This window comes from Dokdonia pacifica (assembly GCF_900188275.1).
Taxonomy (GTDB): domain Bacteria; phylum Bacteroidota; class Bacteroidia; order Flavobacteriales; family Flavobacteriaceae; genus Dokdonia; species Dokdonia pacifica.
In genome coordinates, this window is record NZ_FZNY01000005.1 from 382,189 (window position 1) to 404,557 (window position 22,369).

15 protein-coding genes and 1 pseudogene are annotated in these 22,369 nt (G+C 33.7%); 3 read left to right on the forward strand and 13 right to left on the reverse strand.

Going from position 1 to position 22,369, the window contains the following annotated elements; translation table 11 throughout:
* Positions 1 to 38: 38 nt before the first annotated feature.
* The gene (locus tag CHB80_RS16340) at positions 39 to 344 is read left to right on the forward strand and encodes a hypothetical protein (RefSeq protein ID WP_089372570.1); all 306 of its coding nucleotides are present in this window, start codon (positions 39 to 41) and stop codon (positions 342 to 344) included.
* Here CHB80_RS16340 and CHB80_RS16345 read toward each other — a convergent pair.
* The 9 genes from CHB80_RS16345 to CHB80_RS16385 all read right to left on the reverse strand — a co-directional run bounded on the left by CHB80_RS16345 (position 330) and on the right by CHB80_RS16385 (position 10,135).
* Complete coding sequence (locus CHB80_RS16345) at positions 330 to 1,199, reverse strand: 5-oxoprolinase subunit C family protein (RefSeq protein WP_089372571.1); 870 nt, start codon at positions 1,197 to 1,199, stop codon at positions 330 to 332. The genes CHB80_RS16340 and CHB80_RS16345 overlap by 15 nt on opposite strands.
* Complete coding sequence (locus tag CHB80_RS16350) at positions 1,189 to 1,920, reverse strand: 5-oxoprolinase subunit B family protein (RefSeq protein ID WP_089372572.1); 732 nt, start codon at positions 1,918 to 1,920, stop codon at positions 1,189 to 1,191. The genes CHB80_RS16345 and CHB80_RS16350 overlap by 11 nt, the downstream gene beginning before the upstream one ends.
* Positions 1,920 to 2,651 (reverse strand): 5-oxoprolinase subunit PxpA, encoded by a 732-nt coding sequence (gene pxpA / locus CHB80_RS16355; protein ID WP_089372573.1) that lies wholly within the window; start codon positions 2,649 to 2,651, stop codon positions 1,920 to 1,922. Before pxpA ends, CHB80_RS16350 begins: the two co-directional genes overlap by 1 nt.
* The gene (locus CHB80_RS16360) at positions 2,651 to 3,874 is read right to left on the reverse strand and encodes an Nramp family divalent metal transporter (RefSeq protein ID WP_089372574.1); all 1,224 of its coding nucleotides are present in this window, start codon (positions 3,872 to 3,874) and stop codon (positions 2,651 to 2,653) included. Before CHB80_RS16360 ends, pxpA begins: the two co-directional genes overlap by 1 nt.
* 35 nt (positions 3,875 to 3,909) lie before the next feature.
* The gene (locus CHB80_RS16365; RefSeq protein ID WP_089372575.1) at positions 3,910 to 4,569 is read right to left on the reverse strand and encodes a hypothetical protein; all 660 of its coding nucleotides are present in this window, start codon (positions 4,567 to 4,569) and stop codon (positions 3,910 to 3,912) included.
* 41 nt (positions 4,570 to 4,610) lie between these two features.
* Positions 4,611 to 6,392 (reverse strand): hypothetical protein, encoded by a 1,782-nt coding sequence (locus CHB80_RS16370; protein WP_089372576.1) that lies wholly within the window; start codon positions 6,390 to 6,392, stop codon positions 4,611 to 4,613.
* 481 nt (positions 6,393 to 6,873) lie between these two features.
* Complete coding sequence (locus CHB80_RS16375) at positions 6,874 to 7,857, reverse strand: SH3 domain-containing protein (protein WP_089372577.1); 984 nt, start codon at positions 7,855 to 7,857, stop codon at positions 6,874 to 6,876.
* Between the two features lie 227 nt (positions 7,858 to 8,084).
* Positions 8,085 to 9,326 (reverse strand): hypothetical protein, encoded by a 1,242-nt coding sequence (locus CHB80_RS16380; RefSeq protein ID WP_089372578.1) that lies wholly within the window; start codon positions 9,324 to 9,326, stop codon positions 8,085 to 8,087.
* A gap of 5 nt (positions 9,327 to 9,331) precedes the next feature.
* Positions 9,332 to 10,135, reverse strand: a complete 804-nt coding sequence (locus CHB80_RS16385; protein WP_089372579.1) for a toxin-antitoxin system YwqK family antitoxin — start codon at positions 10,133 to 10,135, stop codon at positions 9,332 to 9,334.
* A gap of 560 nt (positions 10,136 to 10,695) precedes the next feature.
* Here CHB80_RS16385 and CHB80_RS16390 point away from each other — a divergent pair.
* Both CHB80_RS16390 and CHB80_RS16395 read left to right on the forward strand, forming a co-directional pair.
* A complete protein-coding gene (locus CHB80_RS16390) occupies positions 10,696 to 13,350 on the forward strand; it encodes a TonB-dependent receptor (RefSeq protein WP_229746939.1) in 2,655 nt (884 codons plus the stop codon).
* Positions 13,350 to 15,182 (forward strand): YfiR/HmsC family protein, encoded by a 1,833-nt coding sequence (locus tag CHB80_RS16395; protein WP_089372581.1) that lies wholly within the window; start codon positions 13,350 to 13,352, stop codon positions 15,180 to 15,182. The genes CHB80_RS16390 and CHB80_RS16395 overlap by 1 nt, the downstream gene beginning before the upstream one ends.
* A 75-nt stretch (positions 15,183 to 15,257) precedes the next feature.
* Here CHB80_RS16395 and CHB80_RS25110 read toward each other — a convergent pair.
* From CHB80_RS25110 to CHB80_RS16410, 4 genes and pseudogenes are all read right to left on the reverse strand, one after another.
* Positions 15,258 to 15,374: pseudogene (locus CHB80_RS25110) on the reverse strand (magnesium chelatase subunit ChlI family protein); the annotation flags it as partial.
* An 84-nt stretch (positions 15,375 to 15,458) separates the two neighbouring features.
* A complete protein-coding gene (locus tag CHB80_RS16400; RefSeq protein ID WP_179218196.1) occupies positions 15,459 to 17,657 on the reverse strand; it encodes an FG-GAP repeat domain-containing protein in 2,199 nt (732 codons plus the stop codon).
* Between the two features lie 165 nt (positions 17,658 to 17,822).
* Complete coding sequence (locus tag CHB80_RS16405) at positions 17,823 to 19,361, reverse strand: YifB family Mg chelatase-like AAA ATPase (RefSeq protein WP_089372583.1); 1,539 nt, start codon at positions 19,359 to 19,361, stop codon at positions 17,823 to 17,825.
* Between the two features lie 180 nt (positions 19,362 to 19,541).
* Entirely contained in the window at positions 19,542 to 22,208 is a 2,667-nt protein-coding gene (locus tag CHB80_RS16410; RefSeq protein WP_089372584.1) for an alpha-amylase family glycosyl hydrolase, read from the reverse strand.
* Between the last annotated feature and the right edge of the window lie 161 nt (positions 22,209 to 22,369).

Consider the following 22,369-nt stretch of genomic DNA (forward strand, 5'->3'; position numbering starts at 1 on the left):
GAGGATAAACAAATATATAGTATTAAAAGATTCTAATTATGAAAAGAGCCTCAAACTCAGAAAGATTACTCGCACCAAGACCTATTGTTATGCCATCTACTATCACATTTTGTAAACTTACTATTAGAAAATTATACGCCAGAGGAAAGCGTTTGGGAATTGCTGGTTGGAATAATGAAGCAGATTATGCAGATTACATCCACAACCTATGGGAAGCTATTTCTTCACATCGCGAACTCAAATCAGAAGCAAAACGCACTGAAGATCTTTTAGGAAAAGGAGATGTTATTCAATTGCTTAGTGATACGGTTATGGAACAGCAAAATGTTCTAGCTAGTAAGTAAAAATGATACGGTATCATCTTGTTTTTTCTGAGCTAATACATTCATAGCACTTTCAGAAAGTTGTAATATGCGTGGGTATCCGCCTGTAGTTTGACAATCTTGCATTAAAATCATCATTCGTCCAGAGGGTGTTAACTGTACTGTACCGGGAATCACTGGCCCTGTTGTTATAGAAGGTATTTTATGAGCTATTGTATCCTCTAATTGTATTGCCATTCGATTCCAAAGTTTGGAAATAGTAAATGTTTTTTTTGATATATCAGCACGTAACTTCTCATCCAAAAGATCGTATTCAGGTCCTTTATATGTAATGAGATCTTCTTCTTTCAGGTAAGAAACAATAGCAGTTTCCTTTTCAATTTTAAGTCGGGCGCCTTTTATTGCACCATATAGAGATATACCTACAGGAATACTTGCTCCCTTTTGTATTGTTTTGGATTTTGTAATAGGCACATACATACTTTTACTTTCTAATACTGATGGTGATTGCATTCCTCCAGCAATTGCAAAATAGCCTCGACAGCCTTCTGTAATTTTAGTGAGCTCTAGAATTTGTCCTTTACGTCCTTTATAAACTGTATTATTTTTGATGGTTTTAGCATCTAGGGTTGCAATGGTATTTCCGCCAGTAATCACAAAGTGTCTATCACAAAGAAATTGAATAGAAGGGCCTACCAAAGTATATTCAAGCACTGCTTCATTTAGGGAATTATTGACAAGTGTATTTGCAAGTTGCATCGCTTTTTTATCCATGACTCCACTTTCTGGAATTCCTAAATGAGCATATCCAAAGCGACCTTGATCTTGAATAGTTGTATAAAAACCTGTACGTTCTATTTGAATACTATCTTTCATCTTCTTCTTCTAGTATTGGAAATACGGTTTCTGTAAGTGCCTGATTTTTTATACGTTGATACTCTTTTGCGTCTATTGCATAAAATTGAATAGCATCTCCTGCTTTAAATGGAGAAGGTTGCTTTTTTGAAACATCAAATAGTATACTAGGACTATGTCCAATGGTGTACCACCCGCCAGGGCTATCTTGAGGATATATTCCTGTTTGTTTTCCTCCTATAGCCACACTTCCCTTTTTGACATTTTGAGATGGGATTGATTTACGTTCTATATGTAATCGTTTATCAAGGCCTTCTAAATAAGGAAATCCTGGTAAAAATCCCATAAAATAAACAGTATACAATGGTTTTGTGTGTAGTTCTATTAATTGATTTAATGTGAGCGAAGTCTTCTCTAAATAGGCATCTAAATCATCTCCAAATAAGGATTCATAGCATACCGGGATGCGATGAACTCTTGTTTTCTGGTCTTCCTGAGGGATTGTTGCTTTAATAATTTCGCGAAAGCGGTCTTCAATTGTATTTCCAGAAAGAGAATCTATGGTAACATATTTAAGTAAAATCTCTGTGTAGGTATGAATAATCTCGGCATCAAATTCTTTTGCAAGGTTTTTTTTAACAGCAAGAAGAAACAGCAATAATGATCTTGAAGGAACAGATTTCCATTGAATACTCCAAGAGTTCTCTCCTAATTTAAAAATATGGACATTGTGATAGTACATCAGTATATCTGTATTTGATGACTTTTAAGACCCTGATGTATTTCGGTTAAAATTTGAAATGCAGAGGGTGTATCACCATGAACACATAAAGTGTCTATTTGAAATGGTAATTTTTCATTCGTACTAGTGATGAGTTGTTGGTCTTTAATCATCGGAATAATATGCGCAAGAACTTCTTTTGCATTATGAATTACAGCATCAGGTTTTGATCTACTCACCAATGTATAATCATTATGATACCTACGGTCTGCAAACCCTTCTACTTTTGTTTGTAATGCTCCTTCTGCCGCTCTTTGAATGACAGATTGATAAGGTACATATAGTACTAATTGATCATCAATTTCCTGAACTACATCGATTACTAGCTTTGCTATAGTGATATCTACGGCAGCTAAATTATATAGTGCTCCATGTACTTTTACGTGATGCAATTTTTGATGTTGCCTTTCGGCGAAATTTTTTACCGTTTGTATTTGCTCCTTAAGACTATTCCGGAGATCTGTTGTTGTCATATCGAGTACCAATCTTCCAAAATTTTCTTTATCTGGATAGCCTGGATGTGCTCCGATCTTTACATTATTTTTGATGGCTAGTTGAATGGTATGCTGTATTGTATTTGCATCGCCTGCATGTGCTCCACACGCAATATTACACGAACTCAACAGTGGAAGTAATTGCGCTTCATTACCTACACCTTCACCTACATCACTATTTATATCAATATGATACATTACACAACGTTAAATGCTTTAAGAATAAGACGAAGCCCTACTCCAAAAACGATTAACCAAATAGCTACACTTAGTATATTTTGCCACGTCTTGTTTGTATAAGCTCCTAATAGTTGTTTTTTATTTGCTATCCAGATTAAATATCCTGCAATGATAGGTAATAAAACTCCATTAGCAACTTGTGCAAATAGAATAACATCCCCTGGTCTATAGCCAAGTGAAGAAAATATAATTCCTAAGAGTAGGATTATCACCCAAACCCATCGAAATCTCATAGATTTAATATTCTTCTCCCATCCTAAACACCCCTGTACTACATACGCTGCAGCCAATGGAGCTGTAATTGCAGAAGTTAATCCAGCTGCAACTAACCCTACTCCTATAAAATAACGTGCATATTCTCCAAATAATGGTTCTAAACTTTTAGCTAAATCGGCGGCATTAGAGATCTCTTGTCCTTGAATTGCTGCTGCACAAATAATAATGGACATAGAAACCAATCCACCCAAAATAACAGCTACAATTGTATCTTTTCTTGCAATAGAAAGATCTTCTGGTCCTCCCCATTTTTCAGTTACTAAAGATGCATGAAGAAATAAATTATAAGGCACTACAGTAGTTCCTATCAAAGCAACAATAGTAAGTATACTTTCATCTGGAAATGAAGGGGTGAAACTATTTTTTAAAATAGCTACAATATCTGGTTTTGTAACAATAGCTGTGATCAAGAATGCGACACTCATAAATAGTACTAGCCCCACTAAAATACGTTCTAGCATCTTATAGTTTCCTATATATAGAATTATAGCTGCCAGAATACCTATTCCGATACTCCAAATATTAAGTGATAATCCTCCAACGTCAATTGTGCTTATTATTCCAATCGCTTCCACACCTAGTACACTACCACTTATATTACCCGCTTCATACGCGGCATTTCCAATCACAATAGCACTTAGAATTAATAAAATAGATAACAATCGTACTAATGGATTTGTAATTTGAGATCGTATTACTTTAGCAAGACCATTATTGGTTACAAGTCCTATCCGAGCAGCCATTTCTTGTAATACAATGGTGGCAATAATAGAAAGTACCATGGCCCATAATAAGGTAAATCCAAATGATGCACCAGCATCGATACAGGTGGCTACAGTGCCAGGTCCAATAAATGCCGCTGCAATGAGAACACCTGGGCCTGAAATTTTATACTTGCTTTTCACTAGATGTAGAATATTTTAAAATGTGTCATATAAAATTATTTTTTATTTTTCAATTCTCGTTTTAATATCCTTAATTCTATTTTATTTTTTTTATCAATTATTTTTTGAATTCTATTTTTCCATAGTCTAAAACCAAAAAATGATAACATAGAACCAATAAGAAAAAACAAGCTTCCAAATAAGTATATAAATTTTAACTTATTTTTTTCATATTTAATACCTCTTTTTATTGACTCTAGTTCAACCTTTTTCAATTCTAAGCCCTTTGAAGCTATTTCCATTTCTTTTAAAATTTTGTCTATTTCTTTCAATTCAGATTGCCCTGGAATTATTTGATCTTCATACTTGAAAATAAATGCTAAATATTCTCGCCATTTTGGATCAGCTTGAATGTTAGCTAAATTCTGTTGATATTCTTTTCGAGAATTCTCTGTATAGTCCTTTTCAGGAAAAGATCTCAATACATTATTAATTGTTTTATACTTACTTTCAAGTTCCAATCTATAACCTTTAAAATAAATACTATCGACTTTAAGTTTTTGCTCAGTTAGCTCCATATTTCGGATTTCACGTTCTAATTCAAAACTCGTTAAAAGAATTATACTCATCGAAAATATTGCTATAAAGATTCCTGATAACGCATAAAATTTATACAAGTTATCAGTTGGTAAATTAGGTACTGAGAAAGGAGTCATTTTTCTTTCATTATGAATGGACAACTAATGTATAAAAAATACTACCCATTCATCATTTTTCTTTTTGTAAAATCATTTTTCATGACTGTAATTACTTTTTTAGTAAGTACTCTTGCTAGATATCCTTTTACAAGTTTAATAGCATTTCTAAGTAGCCATTTCTTTTTAAAACGCGTCTTTATTTCATAATCTAAAATGACTTTTATTCTATTTTTCAGAGAAGACTCTATACTTTCAAAATATCCATTTCTAATTTCGGGGAAGTCAGGAACTGTATAAAAATATGGATTTGTCTTTCCTTCTTTTTTAGCTTGGATAAATAAAATATCAGGAATAATTGGAAAATAAGCTTTCTCTACTCCTTGATCATCTGTATCTTCCTTAAGGAAAACATCTTTTGCTTCGGCAGTGAGGTCTTTGAATAAAGGATGCGGATTTGCTTCATCATACTCTAAAGAAAAGAAAGCTCTTAGGAAATTTCTAGCATTATCTCTTCCTAAGAAAAAATCATGTTTTCTAAACTCAATATCTAAAAAACCTCCAAAACCTCCTAAGGCACTACAGGCTAGTGGTGGATGCTCTGCCAGTTTTCCGGGTCTTTCCCATTTTACAGGAAATATGAGTAACCTAAAGTAATCTTTATAAAAAGCACCCGATCTTTTTACACGAACTTGTTGTTGGAATAATGAATATCCCTTTCCGAGTACTTGCCAAATATTTTTTTGAAAAAAAGAAGTTTCCCCTTCAATATCCTCAGCGAGATCTTGATTGTAAAAATTAGGGAATGGGTCTATCATAATCGTTCCAAACATTGGGGTTTCCTTATTATAATTGGGATGCATACTTTCCAGCACATTGACCACTTCTGCATAAGGTTCATTGTTTATCGTTCCTCCATCTATATTTGTAAAGTCAAAATTTTCTGTTTCTAAGTATATTTTTATTGCAGAGCGCTCCTGTACACCTAGGCTTCTTAAAATAGCATTTTCTATATATGCGGTTGTGAGTTTTCCATCAAATTGTCTCATTTCGAGTCCAATAGGGAAAGCTCCCGTTCCTTTTGTACACAGCTTCATTAGCTCTTTGGCTTCTGTATCATAAGGATCAAAATTTAAATAAATGTCGGTATCTGTTGCTGCGTCAAATTTTAGTTTAAAGTGCGCAATTATCATATGTTCATGCATACGATGGCCTGGTGAAAATGGAAAACTAGCCGACGTGAAATTTTGAAATTTAATCTCAAAAGGAATACCTCTTACACTACAAAGAGTTACTAGTACTCTTAGGTCTTCAGATATATACTTAGGGCGTTCTCTCTTTTGATTTTGAGGCGGTACTTGATTGAAAACTCGATCTGCAATATTATCTATTGGTTTAGAATTTAATAATGAAGGAACCCCATGCGTACTTTCATCTATATCGGTAACGGTAAGCATTTTTTGAAACGTAGCTACTTTATTTTTAACAGCGGGCGCTACATCATCATCTAATAACACCCAACTATCATACAAAATATTACCTGTTTTTTCATTAGAAGGTTTGCGTACAGGTTCCATTTTTGAGAATGTTGATAGTGCGGTAATCATACCTACCATCCCTCCTGCCGAAGCACCTCCAAAAGCATCTATACAAACATCATACATAGGAATAGTGGGATCATATTCCGGACTCTCCTTTCCTACACTCCTATTCCTTTCTTTCTTTTCTTCCCACAATTCTAGAACTTCTATTAAATAATCCATAAATCCAGCTGTATATGCTCCTGCCGATACAGCACCTGCCATTGTAATTCCTATATGAAATGTTTCTGTTTGTGTCGCCATGTCTTTTGTTTTCGTGTCAATCAGTTAACGAATAGGAAAGTACATATTTTATCATAGATATGAATACCCTTTATGAGGTATTTTAATCTGCATTATGCAATAGTTTAGGACATTGGGTGTTTGAGTATACGCTTTCGCGAAAGCGTATAACAACATATAAATTGCAAAAAAATAGCCGTAGGAATAATAAAGAGGGAGTGCACCACTACCCCCTCTTTAAATACTTTATTTACATAAACATTTCTAATAAAATAACTACACTTTAATTGTTATTGAACTGTTTACGCTAATTTATCAATACAACTAACAAAAATAAATTAGGCTTGTAAATAACAAGGGAATCTAAACTACGCTATAGATTTATATAACACAATAGTCACTATAAAAGCGCTACTTGCCCTTTCATATTTGTAGTCATAATATGTAAAAATGTATGTGTCCTGCAGTATATATTATGCAGGTATCAAGTTTACTAGTAGAGCTAGGATGTAAAATCTAAAAAACTATTAGACACCCATTGCTCATCTAAACTTATTTGTGACCAACCGTTTTTTTCTTCATAGGCAAAGACTTCTTGATTTTTTACAACAGAACCTACCACGTGAAATTTTGTAGAAGGGCCACTACGTACATTGAGTACATGGGCATTTACAGTGGCTCGTTTTATTTCTTTTACATAGTTACCAGAAACCCATTCTTCTTTATTTTCTGATATTCTGTACCAATTATTTTTCTCTTCATAAATACGTACCACTGCTCCTAGAGAAGTTTGCCCAACACGTTCAAATGAAGAGCTTGCTCCTTTACGAATATTTAATAGGTTTGCTGTCACATATCCATATCCTATGATAGAAGAAGATATTTCTCCTGTAATAGGTTGTCCTATAGCAGCTGCAACAAGCGGTAGAAAATGCTGCTCACAATCTGATACTTTATTACCTCCAAAAAAATTAGTGCCTGGACAACTCTTTGTACCCGAACCTCCATTAGTACGCGCTCCTGTACTCAGGTTAAACCAATGATGGTATACAATCCTATCTGTAGATACTGGCACATTAAAACGTTTACATAATGCGGCAGTAACCGAAATAATACTTTGACGTTGTAAATCTGTCATTTCATCTTCTCCAGTATCAAAAAAGCCTATATTTTCTATACAGATAGCGTGTTTATTATTTCCATAAATACAAGCAGGAGATCGCTCAAAATCTCTTCCTGTAAGAATTCTTCCATCTGGAAAAATACTAAGATGTTGCCCAATATCACTCCATCCGTTATTATTGACATGATGGTTTTTCATGCTCTTTTGCATATCAAAATGATTGTCTCCTTTAAAGTGAATATAACTAGGTGAAAATGTGTGATGTTGCTGAACAAACAGCACGGTACGCGCAATATTTTGTTGCTGAATCCATCGTTCAAATTCAGAAACGGTGAATGAGGTAAAGCCAAATTTTGTTTTCATGTTGATCTATTTTTTGAATGGTATCACCTCTAAAGATACTTTAAAATACTCACTATCAGTAGCTACGCCTTATTTTCTTACAATAGTTTCAGTAGTTTTCTTGAAATAATGTTATAGACAGTGTTTTTTCGCTTTCGCGAAAGCATATATAATATATGCAGATATACACTTAAATCATGATGCATCTTGCAATCCAAATTCACATTCTATTACCTGAAAAAAATGTATTATTCTTTAGGTAAAAGAGAATCTCTTTTTACATTAATAACATGAAAATCTCCATAATAACTTGAAGAAACCCGTACTTGAATTCTATCGTTATAGTAAATGATCTCTAGCTTATCAATTTCTGATACTACAGGTTTTTCTTTCGTAATTTTCACTCTTTCAAATTTACCTTTTACAAGCGCTCTATCTATACCACTGTAAAAATTATAAAGAGGTTTTTCTTTTTCATTAAATTCAAAAGTAATTACGAGTCTAGGGTTATTATCTAAAGACAATGTAGCATTAGCCATATAAACTGGGATCTCGAGATAATCACCAGTACTATCTATAACTTCTTTTGTAGTAGGATCTATATTTTCAAGTATATTTTTAGATACTTTAATGACACCCCCTTTAGCCATTCCTATTTTAAGTTTGTAACTCCGTAGATCATCTATGTATGTGAATATATTTCGGGATGAGCTTAAATTACTATAAAAATCTATTATAGATTTCTCAGTTTTTAGCGATTGATCTTTTTCTATAAAAGTTTTAAAAATTAATTGCAATGTTTCCTCATAAGTGTAGTTAGATTTTAATGTTTTTATGAGGTTTTTAAAGGCGTCATTATCATTTTTTGGTATTTCAATATCTGTGTTAAGTTTTTCATTGATACGTTTTACAAATATTTCAATTCCAGTTTCGTCTTTTTTGTAATCAAAATCTACAAGTTTATTTATTGTATTGGCTACAACTTGTCCTAAACTAAGGCTTAATACATAAGTTCCTGTTTCAAAATAAGAATAATAACTATAGTCAAAAGATTTTACATAATTCTCATGACAGTAATTTAGTATTGCTAGTTCACATTCTGTATCAATACTATATTTATTTCTAGTAAGTGTTTCGCTAATTTTCCTTTTAGAACTGGCCGTAGGCGAGAATACTATAAGGTCATCATACAATGGTATATTTATTCCTTCTCCTTTATCATATGCGCTAAGTTGTATATAACCTCCACTATTTCTTGAAGAAATACTATTTCTTGAAAGACCAAAAAATAACTCTTCTAAACTATGATCTACCCAAGCAGTTATATTTGAAAAATCCTTACTATCTTGACTTTGAAGGCTTGACACGCTACAAAATTCTTGAAGTATCGGTAATGCCGAATCATAGCTTTGTTGCCCATAAGAAACTAAATGTATAAGTAATAAGGCTAAAAAACTATAGCTATATTTATTATTAGAAATGTAATTCATGTTATTTATGATTTCTTATATCTTCTATTCCCATTTACAACTTCATAGGTTCGTTTTATCTTCCCATTATTATCATACTCATAATAAACTCCGTTACCATCTTTTAATGTTCCTTTATCTAATGGGTTTCCATCACTATCATTAGCCTCAATAAGATTAAGAATTTTTCTGTTTTCTCCATATTCTAATATGGACTTTACGATTCCATTTTCATAATACGAAATGTATTTCCCTACAGGCACATTCATGTTATATATTTTTTCTTCTCTAGGATTCCCGTTCTTATAATAATTCATGCTCTTTCCGTGTAACTTTCCATCTTTATAATTTTCCTCCTTCATTTTAATACCATTGATCGCATAAATTATATACTTCCCATTTTTCTTTCCATCTTTATAATTAGCTTCACTTTGTATTTTTTGAGTCTTTTCATAATATTTTATCCATTTACCATCTTCTTTGTAATATGAATAATTTTGAATAGCGACTTTTTTTCCTTGTTTATTAAAAATACGCTCAACTCTATATTTTCCTTTTTTAGAGTATTTAATTTTTTTGTGAATGTTACCATCTCTGAAATAGACAATAACCTCTCCTGTAATATTATTATTCTTATAGGTTTCTTCTCTTTTAAGTTGTTTATTATCAAAAAAGAATTTCCACGTATTAATTCTTTCTCCTTTATCATTATAACATTCTATACTCAACGGATTTCCATTATCGTAAAAAAACTCAAAACATTCATTCTGACTAAAAAGAGTACTTATTGTAAAAAGTGTTATTAATAGGGTTACTAATTTTGATTTCATACATTAAAAAAATTAAGTACGTAAAAGTAGTTTTTATATTCCAATACTTTATATGAAGATTTATCTCAACATACAGTGTGCTCAGATTGCATGATTTTGATGTAAATAATAGTGTTGCTGGGTATGCTTTCGCGAAAGCATATATAGTACTTTTATAAAAGACAAGTAAAAAACACTTTTTTGATAAAAATATGTTAATAAATGCACTTTAACGGCTTTATAGTGTTTTTTGTCGATTTTTAATTTAAAAATATTTAATTTTGCTTTTTAATATATATGAATATATCAAGTTATAATACCTTGCGCTAATTAATTCAAGAAGAAACATTCTTAACCCTATTTTTCAAGCATTTTCAAATTTATATTTTTATTAAAAATAACGAATAAATCACCTATATAACTTGCACCCCATTTTAGTATATGGTTTTTAAAATTTGTTATTAAATCCTACTATTAAGTGTACCAAAATCATAACCTACATGTTTTTCAAAAATGATCATTTAAGTACCCGGAATCTTACAAAAAAATATGTATTGTTGTTCATTTTTGCAATAACAACAATGACCTCATATTCTCAAACAAGAGCTACGATTAAAGGTACTATTTCTGATCAATTTGGAGGTCTTCCAGGTGCTACTGTAAGCATTGAAGGAACTACTCAAGTTACGACTACAGATGTAAACGGAATGTATGAATTTTCTGTAGATGAAGGTACGTATATCATAAATGCAAGTTTTGTAATGTATGTAACAGACTCCAAAGAGACATCAGTTATGGTTGGGGAAACAGTACAACTTGATTTTTTATTACAAACTGGTTTTTCTATAGATCAACCCATAAGTATCGGTACTCGAGGGAATCCTATATCTAGCTTAAACACGTCTTCTCCTGTAGATATCATTACACCACAAATGCTAGAGAATGCAGCTGGATTAGAGCTAAGTACGGTATTACATTATTTAGTCCCTTCTTTCCATTCTACACATCAAACTATTGCAGATGGTACAGATCATATAGATCCAGCTACCTTACGTGGATTAGGTCCTGACCAGGTATTGGTACTTATTAACGGAAAACGTAGACATAGCAGTTCGCTTCTCAATGTAAATGGAACTGTGGGTAGAGGTAGTGTAGGCGTTGATTTTAATGCCATTCCACTAGCTACTATTGAACGTATTGAAATCTTACGAGAAGGTGCAACATCACAATATGGATCTGATGCTATTGCAGGAGTGATCAATATTATACTCAAAAAACAAACTGAAGTTATAGATATAGATAACAGAGTCCTTATCAATAGTGAAGGAGATGGTTTTGAGAATTACTCTTCAGGAAATTTTGGTTTAAAACTAGGAGCCAATGGCTTTGTAAATGTAACTGCAGAGTATCGAAATAGAAATGCAACCAACAGAGCTGGAAACTATACTGGTAATGTATATAGCGATGATCCAATTGAAGATGCATTGTTAATTGAAGAGAATGATTTCTTTAATCAAACGGGATATGATGATAGGCAGGTGATGGAAATCGGAAATGCAGAAACACAAAACCTTGCCCTCTATTTTAATGGTGAATTTAAAATGTCTCCTAACGCTACTATTTATTTACATGGAGGAAGGAATTATAGAGAAGGAAAAGCAAAAGGTTTTTATAGATTTCCAAAAGACGAAGATCGTGTAGTATTATCACTTTTCCCAAATGGTTTTTCCCCAGAAATATTAACCGATATTCAAGATGATGCAGTTGTTGTAGGAATTAAAGGGATTAAAAATGGCTTTAATATTGACTTTAGTCACACTATTGGCAATAACAGAATAGACTACACGATTAATAATTCTAATAATGCATCCTTAGGGATTACATCACCACGCACCTTTTATTCTGGAGGTTTTTCTTATCATCAAAATACAACCAATCTCGATATATCAAAACCTCTTGATTATTTCAAAGGAGTAAACCTAGCTTTTGGAGCCGAGTTACGGGTTGAGAATTATCAAATTATTGCTGGCGAGGAAGCATCCTATGTAGATGGTGGTGCTACCTTTATTGATGCTAATGGAGAAGAAAGACCTCGTATCCCAGGAGCTCAAGTATTCCCAGGTATACAACCAGAAAATGAGTTGAATAGATTTAGAAGTAACTCATCAGGATATATTGATATAGATGCCAACTTAACAGATAATTTTTTAATGCGTTTAGGAGGTCGATATGAATCTTCAAATGATTTTGGAAGTCAAGCGGTATATAAGATCGCGAGTAGATATCGTATTGATGAGAATCTAAGCTTCAGGGCGGCATATGCTAAAGGATTCAGAGCTCCTTCTTTACATCAAGTATATTTTCAAAATATAAGTACACAATTTATTAATAATACCATTGTACAAGTAGGTACCTTTAATAATGAAAGTGCGGTAGCAAGAGAAGCTTTTGGAATTGATAGACTCAGCGCCGAAACTTCAAGACATTTTAGCGCTGGTTTAAATGGAAAACTAGGAACTAAAATTACATTTGGTTTAGATTATTATCTTATCAATATAAAAGATAGAATTGTACTTTCTGGACGATTTTCAGAAGGGTATGAAGATATCTTAGATCCTTTTAACGTAGGAGCCGCACAATTCTTAACAAATGCTATTGACTCCAAAACCAATGGTATAGACTTTTCAACATTTTATAAAGACCAATTAGGTAACGGAGTGCTTAATGTTTCTCTTGCAGGAAATTTCACAAAAACAGAAGTCGTTGGACCTATTAAAGTATCTTCTTCACTTATTGGACAAGAAGAAGTTTTATTTAATAGAGAAGAAGTAGCACGTGTAGAAAAAGCGCAACCAAATTTTAAAATAAATTCAAATGTCTCTTATGAATGGGACAAATTCAAAGTACAAATAGGAAATACTTATTTTGGAGAAGTTACTTTCTTACATCCTAGCGATGGTGATCCTGCAAACTGGGTACTCAATGAATATACTGGAATTATTGAATCTAGAGATCAAGTATTCACTCCTAAAATTATCACAGACGCATCTATAAGTTATCAAGCTAGTACAAATATTATCTTCACTCTTGGAGGTAATAATATTTTAAATGTGTTTCCAGATAGACATACTCATGAGGCAAATACAAGTGATGGAAGTTTTGTTTATAGTAGACGTGTACAACAATTTGGAATAAGTGGTTCTAACTTCTTTGCAAAATTATTACTACGCTTGTAATGAAAAAGGAAATAAAGCACACCATAAGGATTGTTTTTCTACTACTACTTAGCATACATAGCATAGGTGACTTACAATCCCAAAACACAGAAAACAAGCAAGTAGAAAGATTACAACGTGCAATTTTTGTCTATAACATTGCACAACAAGTAGCATGGCCAAACGCTAACAGTTTTAAAGAAGTTACTATTGGTGTATTAGGTCCAGATAGAACTACTATAGATCTACAAGCAATGGCCCAAAAGCGAAGCATTGGAGGAAAACCAGTTCGTGTAATTACCCATTCTAAAATAAAAGATATAGGAGCTATTCAAATACTCTATGTAAATAACCGCTTTCATTATGACATTGCTTATATATTACAATCTATAAAAGGGAAAAATATACTACTAATTACAGAAGATTATAGCTATAATGCTTCTATGATTAATATGGTCTCTGTTGGAAATTCATTTGAATACGAACTGAACGAATCACTCCTTTCTATAGAAAACTTTACCATAGCACCTTCCCTATCCCAAAATGCAGTAAGCTCTGCACAAAAATGGAAAGCCTTATTTAAGGACACACAATCATTACTTGAGAAAGAAAAAACAACGGTCATAGACAAAAACAAAGAACTATTAGAAAAAGACACCATACTTAAAAATCAACAAGACATCTTAAATTCACAAAAAGATGCTATTAGCCAACAAGAAAAGAGTTTGCAAACTAAAGAACAAGCGTTTGAAAAGCAATTAGACTCTATAAATGTATTGTGGTCTATCAATCAGATACAGGAACAAAAATATGAAGATAAAGTAGCTATTGAAAAAGCGCTTGAAAAACAGATCACAGAACAAATTGCATTTTCAAAAGTCACACAAGATCAAATTATAAAAAGTAGAAAAAAGCTTGCACAACAAGACTCTATATTAGCTTTAAAAAACAACCAGATTACAGAAGCAGAGGCAATTATAGATAACCAACAATCTATCATTACAAGTAAGACCAAAATTAATATGTTGCTTGGCGTGATTGCTGGACTATTGTTATTAGGTGGGGTTTACTTTTTTATTAATTATCGTAAAAAACAAACACTCAATACCACACTTGCATCCAAGAATAAAGAAATTAACAAACAATCTAAAGCACTCTCTTTAAAAAACAGTGAATTAGAGCAATTTGCGTATATCGCGAGTCACGACCTTAAAGAACCACTTAATACCATCTCTAGTTTGATCATGCTTATCAAAGAAGATGCTGGAGAGACGTTAGATGCTAGTGCACTAGAGAATTTAGATTATATGGATGCATCCAGTACCCGCATGCGTACTTTAATAGAAACCTTATTGCAACATTCTAAATTAGGTGCCATGAGTGATGTAGAAATTATTGATTGTAATGCGCTCTTAGACGATCTTCAAAAAGACTTAGCCACTGTTATTAAGAAAAATAATGTCGTTTTTCATATTGATCAATTACCCGCAGTAAGAGCATCCAAAGTAGAACTCCGATTGGTATTTCAAAACCTACTTGCCAACGCGATAAAATTCAGGAAAGCAGACACCGTTCCTATCATTAAGATCACTTCGTCAAAAGACGCAGATGAAGCATTTCCTGATCAATACTACCATACTTTTTATGTAACAGATAATGGAATTGGGATTCCAGAGATTCACCAAGAGAAGATCTTTACTATTTTCCAGAGATTACATGCAGATGAAGCCTATGAAGGTACAGGAATTGGACTCGCGCATACCAAAAAAATCATACAAGCCCATGGTGGAATCATCTCAGTAGAAAGTGAGCCAGGACATGGAAGTACGTTTTCATTTACGTTGCCAGTGTAGTTGCTAGTGTATTTTATTCTTTTTTCGCTTTCGCGAAATGTTATACATTATTGTTGAAATAATAAATAACCAGCACTACCCCAACCATCCATCTCTATCCAAACTACGATACTGTATGGCTTCGCTGATATGTGTTCCGGTAACGGTTTCACTTCCAGCGAGATCTGCAATGATACGGTCTACTATAAATATTTATAAATTATATCAAAACAAAGAGGCTTTACAAGGCATATGTCTGTTATTTTGACATTCAATGAATTGAAAAAGTATTCAAATTTATTTTTTTTGATTATTCTTGTAAATAAAAAGCCCGTAGTTATGCCATTTCCTTTGTGATTGAAAGGCGTCTAAATCCCCATCTCCATCAATATCATGTAATTTTATTCTCCAAGAATTCCCGCTGGAATTCCCAATAAAATGAGATGTAAAATAACCTGTCCCATCATTTTCTAACCACATGAGTTTGTATTTATTCATAAACGCTTCGACGTCTACCATAACATAATCTGAAGTTCTGTAAAGGATATCAATATCGCCATCGTTATCAATATCACCAGTATAGATTAATTTTTCAATATTTGGCGACTCTTCAATAATTTCTATAGGCTGCATTATCTTATTAGCATTTACTTTACTCCAACTCAGTTTCCGTCTCTCATCAATAAGAATATCCTCTATAGAATCATTATCAATATCTGCCATGATCAAATTGTAATAAAATCCATAACACTTTTCAAGAAATGGAACTTTAAATGTGTTGTTTTCTTTATTTTCAAAAGAAGTATAGCACTCACATGCTTTACTTAAGTCAATAATTTCTAGTTTCCCATCTACATTGGCATCAAAAACAAATAATTGTTTAAATTGATCTGATTCTGAAATGGTTACAGGTGGGGTGTTAAATGTCCCATTTTCATTAAGATAGACATAAAATCCTTTACGACTATTTCCATCTGTTCTTCTTATTTCATAGGTAACAATATCAATATCGCCATCATTATCAAAGTCAATCAAGTCAGCATTTGGAACTCTTGTATTCATTAAGTTAACTTCTTGATATTCAAACTTACCCATTCCTAAATTTTTATACCAACCTACACGATCTATCTTGGTTCTTTCATCCCACCAGAACACATCTTGAAGTCCATTATTATCCATATCTGCCAAAATGATTTTATTAAAATAGTTCTCATTTTGTATGATGGGTACGGCATCAGAAATTTCTCCATTCTTAGAAACAGGATAATAAAATAATCGGTGCTCTGAAGCTGCAATGATATCTTTAATTCCATCATTATTGATGTCTAAAAAATCAAAATCACTAATACTCCCTGTGATGACCCAATCGTCTTGATATACCAATGTCATATTATTATTTATACCAACTGAAATTCTATATCCGTTCCTTACAGAAAACTCGGTAAAGTCTCCAATACCATCATCATTCATATCTGTAATCATAAGGTAAGCCGACTCATGTTTTGCGACGATTGGTTTTTCTTCTGAAAATTTTCCATTTTCAATATTTTCTAACCAGAAATTTTCTGAGGGTTTTGTAGGTGGTACTCTGATGTTTTCTACAATATCTAAATCCTTATCACCATCCATATCGGAAAGAAAAAATGTAATTGGAATCTCTTTTGTTTCTATTTTGTGTTTTTTATAATAATGCCCTTGTTCATCACGCTCATTCCAATAGATACCATTATCATATTCACTCGCATACACAAAATCCAGATCACCGTCGTTATCAATATCTTCTATATAAAATACATCTACTCTGGTTTGAATCTCGTATGATCCCTTTTCAACATAATTTCCATTCTTAAATGCTCTTATTTTCACTAATATTTTATTAGTGTCACCTGATGTAGTTACCTGTTCAGAAATGATCTCTTTTTTACCATCTCCATCAATATCCTTAGACATTACAAATCCAAAATCTCCAAAAAGTTGCCGAAATTCCTTAAACTTTTCAAACTGTCCTTTACCATCTCCTGTAAAAGCCATAATACTGCCTCCAAAACGATTGATGAGTATATCTAAATTGTTATCGGCATTAATATCTGCTACATATATGTCTGAATACTCAATAGCATAATATCCAATCTTAAATTTCTGTTTCAGTTCTTTAAGACCTTTACTTGAATTCATAAAAATCTTGATTTTACCATCTTTATGTAGCACCACAACATCATCTAAACCATCATTATTAAAATCAGCTACACTTAAAGTTTCCATATTTTCGGACTCAGCAAATTGAATGGTTTCTTGTTTGTGCCCATCACCATTGTTAATATGAACAAATGGATAAGCCAGGATGTCAGGAAATTGGTCTTTATTATAATGAATAAAGCGTGCTTTTTTACCATAAGTAAAGCCTATACTCCCTATAAGTTCACCTTTACTAAATTGCTGTGAGGATACAATATCAGGACAAATAAAAAGACAAATAAGTATAAGAGTTCTGAACATAGATTTGTTTTTATTCAAAGATAAAACAATAAAAACCATCAAGCATTTACTAGTTATAATTCCCTCGCTGGCGCCAGTTTGTAACTGGTGCCCACTCATCACAACCTACACTTAGATACGATGTCGTTGCTAACATCATAAAATCACTTCCTGTTCTCATTCTAGTTACCCCAACCATCCATCTCTATCCAAACTACGATACTGTATCGCTTCGCTGATATGTGTTCCGGTAACGGTTTCGCTTCCTGCGAGATCTGCAATGGTTCGAGATACTTTTAAAATACGATCATACGCTCTCGCAGAAAGATTCAGACGTTCCATAGCGGTTTTTAATAGCGTTTTAGAAGCCTCATCAAGCGCACAGTACTTTCGGATTTGCTTGACATTCATCTGAGCGTTGTAGTTTGTGGATTCGCTTTCGCGAAAGCGGACTACTTGTAATTCCCTCGCTGCCGTCACTCGTTTCCGAATCTCGACGCTGGACTCGGCTTTTTGCTCACTACTCAATTTTTCAAACGGAACGGGTGTTACTTCAATATGAATATCAATACGATCTAATAAAGGACCACTCACCTTCCCTAAATAACGTTGCATCTCTGCTGGACTACTCGTCACTGGAGCGTCGGGATCATTAAAATACCCTCCTGGACTAGGATTCATACTCGCTACCAACATAAAACTACTAGGATAGGTTACTGTAAAGCGGGCTCTGGAAATGGTCACTTCTCGATCTTCCAATGGCTGACGCATCACTTCTAATACCTCACGTTTAAACTCGGGTAACTCATCCAGAAACAACACCCCATTGTGAGATAATGAGATTTCGCCTGGTTGCGGATAGCTTCCGCCTCCTACGAGAGCAACATTTGAGATGGTATGATGTGGTGATCTAAATGGGCGTTCGCTCATCAAACCTTGGTCATTCTTAACACGTCCCGCCACACTATGAATTTTAGTAGTTTCCAACGCCTCTCGCAAACTCATCGGCGGAAGAATGCTCGGAAGTCGTTTAGAAATCATGGTCTTTCCTGAACCTGGAGGACCTATCAATATAATATTATGTCCGCCTGCAGCGGCAATTTCCATACAGCGTTTTATAGACTCTTGTCCTTTGACATCGGCAAAATCAAATTCTGGATGTTCCAAACTTTTATAGAACTCGGCTCTTGTATCTATAACGGTTTGTTCTAATGGAATGTCTTTATCAAAAAAGGCAATAACTTCGCTTATATTTTCGACACCATACACTTCTAATCCATCAACAATAGCAGCTTCTTTAGCATTTTGTTTGGGAAGAATAAAGCCTTTGAAACCTTCTTCTCTTGCTTTGATCGCAATAGGCAAGGCACCTTTTATGGGTTGTAATCCTCCATCTAGAGAGAGTTCGCCCATGATAATGTATTCTTCTACGCGATCTCCTTTAATCTGTTGTGTAGCGACTAATATTCCTGTTGCTAATGTAAGATCATAGGCAGAGCCTTCCTTACGCATATCGGCAGGTGACATATTGATAATAATCTTTTTTCCTGGGATTTTATAGCCATTATTTTGAAGTGCTGCTGCAATTCTATAATTGCTTTCTTTAATGGCATTATCAGGTAATCCTACAAGGTGGTATCCGATTCCTTTATCTACATTGACTTCAACGGTAATGGTGGTGGCATCTACACCAAACACTGCGCTACCAAAAACTTTGGTTAACATACATTTTTAGTTAGTGTAAGATAGAAATATGCGCAGCTCTATACCTCACTGATTATAAGACCATAAATATAAATGCTTTTTATGGGTTTACAAATCAATCTTTTAGGAAATTAAGCTTTATAAAAAAACCTGCAAAGCGAACTTCACAGGTTTCCATATGGGTCTTAATTTTATATAAAACTATTTTACAAGAATCTTCCCAACTTCAATTTCAGATCCGTAAACTACTTTATAAAAATAAAGACCAGAAGTAGTAAGATGATAGTCTATTACTACTGTTCCTGCATCAAACTCTTTAGATTTGTATTCTTTTACCATCCGACCATAACTATCATAAATCATCACAGTAATAGCTTCTTTTTCTTCCAAAGGAATCGCAATCACTCCATTTCCATCTGAAGGATTAGGATAAGTTATTATCTTACTTTTTAAAACGGTACTTATATCTTTTATATCATCTACAGAAATTCCATCTGGTACATTACTACGAGTAGGGCAATCAAATGGACAAGTATCATTCCAAGTACCATTTCGCATTGCTCCGCCAGAAGTAAAATTGAACCAGCCTTCACGGTCTCTAAATAGATCTACAGATTGACTTCCATTATTCCCATTATTAAAAACAATTCCAATTTCAGAACTACTTACGCCTGTTGGTAATGTGATATCGTAAAAGTACCAATTAGCAGTATCGGGAAGGGCTGTCATTTGTAAACCAGGCCAGTTGGGAGTACCCGATAAAACACCATTTTGAGTTGTATTAAATGTATACGCAAAAATCGTGTTCCAATCATTAGGTTGATGGGCATAGATACGATAGGTATTTGTAGAAGTTCCAGGACAATCTGAAGGACAAACATCTGACCAAGTACCATTTCGTAAGGCACCGCCAGAAGTAAACTCAAACCAACCATCTTTATCTCTAAATAGATCAACAGATTGGCTTCCATTATTCCCATTATTAAATACAATCCCGATTTGATTGGTACTCACTCCTGTAGGTACATTGATTTCATATTCATACCAAACTGTACTTCCTGAAACGGGTGTCATAGATTGCCCAGGCCATCCGTTGGTACCAGAGAGCACACTATTTGTTGCTGTGTTATATACATAGATATCAAGTTCATTCCAGTCTAATGGTTTTTTAGCACGTACAGTAAATGATGAAGGAGGAGTTACACTATTGCCATCAAAAGCTTCTCCTATTAAGACAAGACCAAACGGGCTGTTAAAATCTGCGGTATTATTTGTCACCGTAGCAGTATTTCCTGAAAAATAATCAGTAAGTTCAGTTCCATCTGGCCATAGATTAAACACATTTAGTGCATTCTGAAAGTCACCATCATTTCCTGTATACACTAAACTTTTGTCAGATAACACGCCGTTATCAAACTCTCTTTTAAAGGTATATGGTGTATCCTGTAATTTTGTATGTACACCCGCCCCTACAGAAACATGCTCTCTTCTAAAGCGTCCTATCTTTTGGTGATGTAATAAGGTGAGTGACGCTAGAGAATTAGGGTTTGAAAGATCTCCAAAATTCATAAATGATCGTAACGTAGCATCACCTGTTGCCCCACCGCCGGGTGTTAAGGTACGTGCGGTTTCATCTCCATAATATATTTGTGCGGTAGAAGGTGACAGTAAGAGCTTGGTACCTGCTTCAAAAGTTCTCGTTCTATTGATATCAAATACCTCAGCAGTATCATGATTTGCCAAGAAATTCATCACAGAAGCACCTCCTAATTGATTTTGCAATAAATTGTTATAGCTAGAAAATATACTCTCTAAGCCTTGATTTGCGACAAAACGAAAATCAAAATTGATAAGGTTTTCATACCCATTATTATAATAATCTACATTAAAACCATCTCCATTAAATACACGCTGCATTCCTAGTGCAAAATAATTAAACACCTCTCCTGTCATCCAGAAAGGTTGATCGTCTACTTTCTTTTGAGGATTATTTCCTTTCCAATCTTGCAGTGCAATAAGCCCTTCTGTTTTTAATTCGGTCCATACAGATTCTTCTACATGTTTTACAGTATCTACTCTAAAACCATCTACACCATAATCTCTTACATAATCAGTCAACCATTTTATGATATAAAAACGAGGAGCTCTCGGATACCCTGTTCTATTAAAGAACGCATCAAGTTCTGCTAGTTCCTGATCTTTTCTACCTTCATTTTCCCATTTGTCCAATAGCCACTGAGGAAGATTTACGGGAGTATTACTCTCTGTTAAAATGTCTGGCAAATTAGCAACTAACTCACAAGGAATTGTTCCTTGAGGCCCATTAAAATTACAATCTGGATCTCTTCGTACCCAGTCACTTGGCCAAGACTCATCATCAGGATTATCTGGTCCTACATGATTTAAAACAACATCCATAACAATACGAATACCATGATCATGCGCGGTATCTACTAATGTTTGAAATGTCGTTTCAGTACCAAGATTACGGTCTATGGCCGTCCAGTCTTTTGCCCAATAACCATGAAAGGCATAATTTTTCCCTGGACCTTCATCTGTTGCTCCATGAATATTTTCATAAGGTGGTGTTAACCATATGGCACTCACTCCTAAGTCGTCAAAATAACCTTCATTGATTTTATTAATAAGACCTTGTAGATCGCCTCCTAAATAACTTCGTAGTGGCGCGCCGTCTTGTTGTCTTCCATACGAAAAATCATTAGAAGGGTCTCCATTTTCAAAACGATCGGTAAGTACAAAATAAACAGTTGCATTTTCCCATACAAAAGGAATATCTCTGCTCTGTCCTAAGCTAGTTATGTACGTAAATAGTACACATAAAATTGTCAAAAATTTAGTTGTTTTCATAATTCTGGGGGATTAATTGGTTATACGTATTAGATTCTTCCTATCAAACAGTATTTAAATCACTAATAATCTGATAGATAAACCCATTTAAAAATAAGTGAAAGTTCTAAGATATTCTGTTCAAAAATCCATTAATTTTTAAAATCGATATCATTTTTAAC

Coding starts and splice junctions, on each gene's coding strand:
- CHB80_RS16340 (WP_089372570.1), top strand. CDS start 39: ATGAAAAGAGCCTCAAACTCAGAAAGATTACTCGCACCAAGACCTATT.
- CHB80_RS16345 (WP_089372571.1), bottom strand. CDS start 1,199: ATGAAAGATAGTATTCAAATAGAACGTACAGGTTTTTATACAACTATT.
- CHB80_RS16350 (WP_089372572.1), bottom strand. CDS start 1,920: ATGTACTATCACAATGTCCATATTTTTAAATTAGGAGAGAACTCTTGG.
- pxpA (WP_089372573.1), bottom strand. CDS start 2,651: ATGTATCATATTGATATAAATAGTGATGTAGGTGAAGGTGTAGGTAAT.
- CHB80_RS16365 (WP_089372575.1), bottom strand. CDS start 4,569: ATGACTCCTTTCTCAGTACCTAATTTACCAACTGATAACTTGTATAAA.
- CHB80_RS16370 (WP_089372576.1), bottom strand. CDS start 6,392: ATGGCGACACAAACAGAAACATTTCATATAGGAATTACAATGGCAGGT.
- CHB80_RS16375 (WP_089372577.1), bottom strand. CDS start 7,857: ATGAAAACAAAATTTGGCTTTACCTCATTCACCGTTTCTGAATTTGAA.
- CHB80_RS16380 (WP_089372578.1), bottom strand. CDS start 9,326: ATGAATTACATTTCTAATAATAAATATAGCTATAGTTTTTTAGCCTTA.
- CHB80_RS16385 (WP_089372579.1), bottom strand. CDS start 10,135: ATGAAATCAAAATTAGTAACCCTATTAATAACACTTTTTACAATAAGT.
- CHB80_RS16390 (WP_229746939.1), top strand. CDS start 10,696: ATGACCTCATATTCTCAAACAAGAGCTACGATTAAAGGTACTATTTCT.
- CHB80_RS16395 (WP_089372581.1), top strand. CDS start 13,350: ATGAAAAAGGAAATAAAGCACACCATAAGGATTGTTTTTCTACTACTA.
- CHB80_RS16400 (WP_179218196.1), bottom strand. CDS start 17,657: ATGTTCAGAACTCTTATACTTATTTGTCTTTTTATTTGTCCTGATATT.
- CHB80_RS16405 (WP_089372583.1), bottom strand. CDS start 19,361: ATGTTAACCAAAGTTTTTGGTAGCGCAGTGTTTGGTGTAGATGCCACC.
- CHB80_RS16410 (WP_089372584.1), bottom strand. CDS start 22,208: ATGAAAACAACTAAATTTTTGACAATTTTATGTGTACTATTTACGTAC.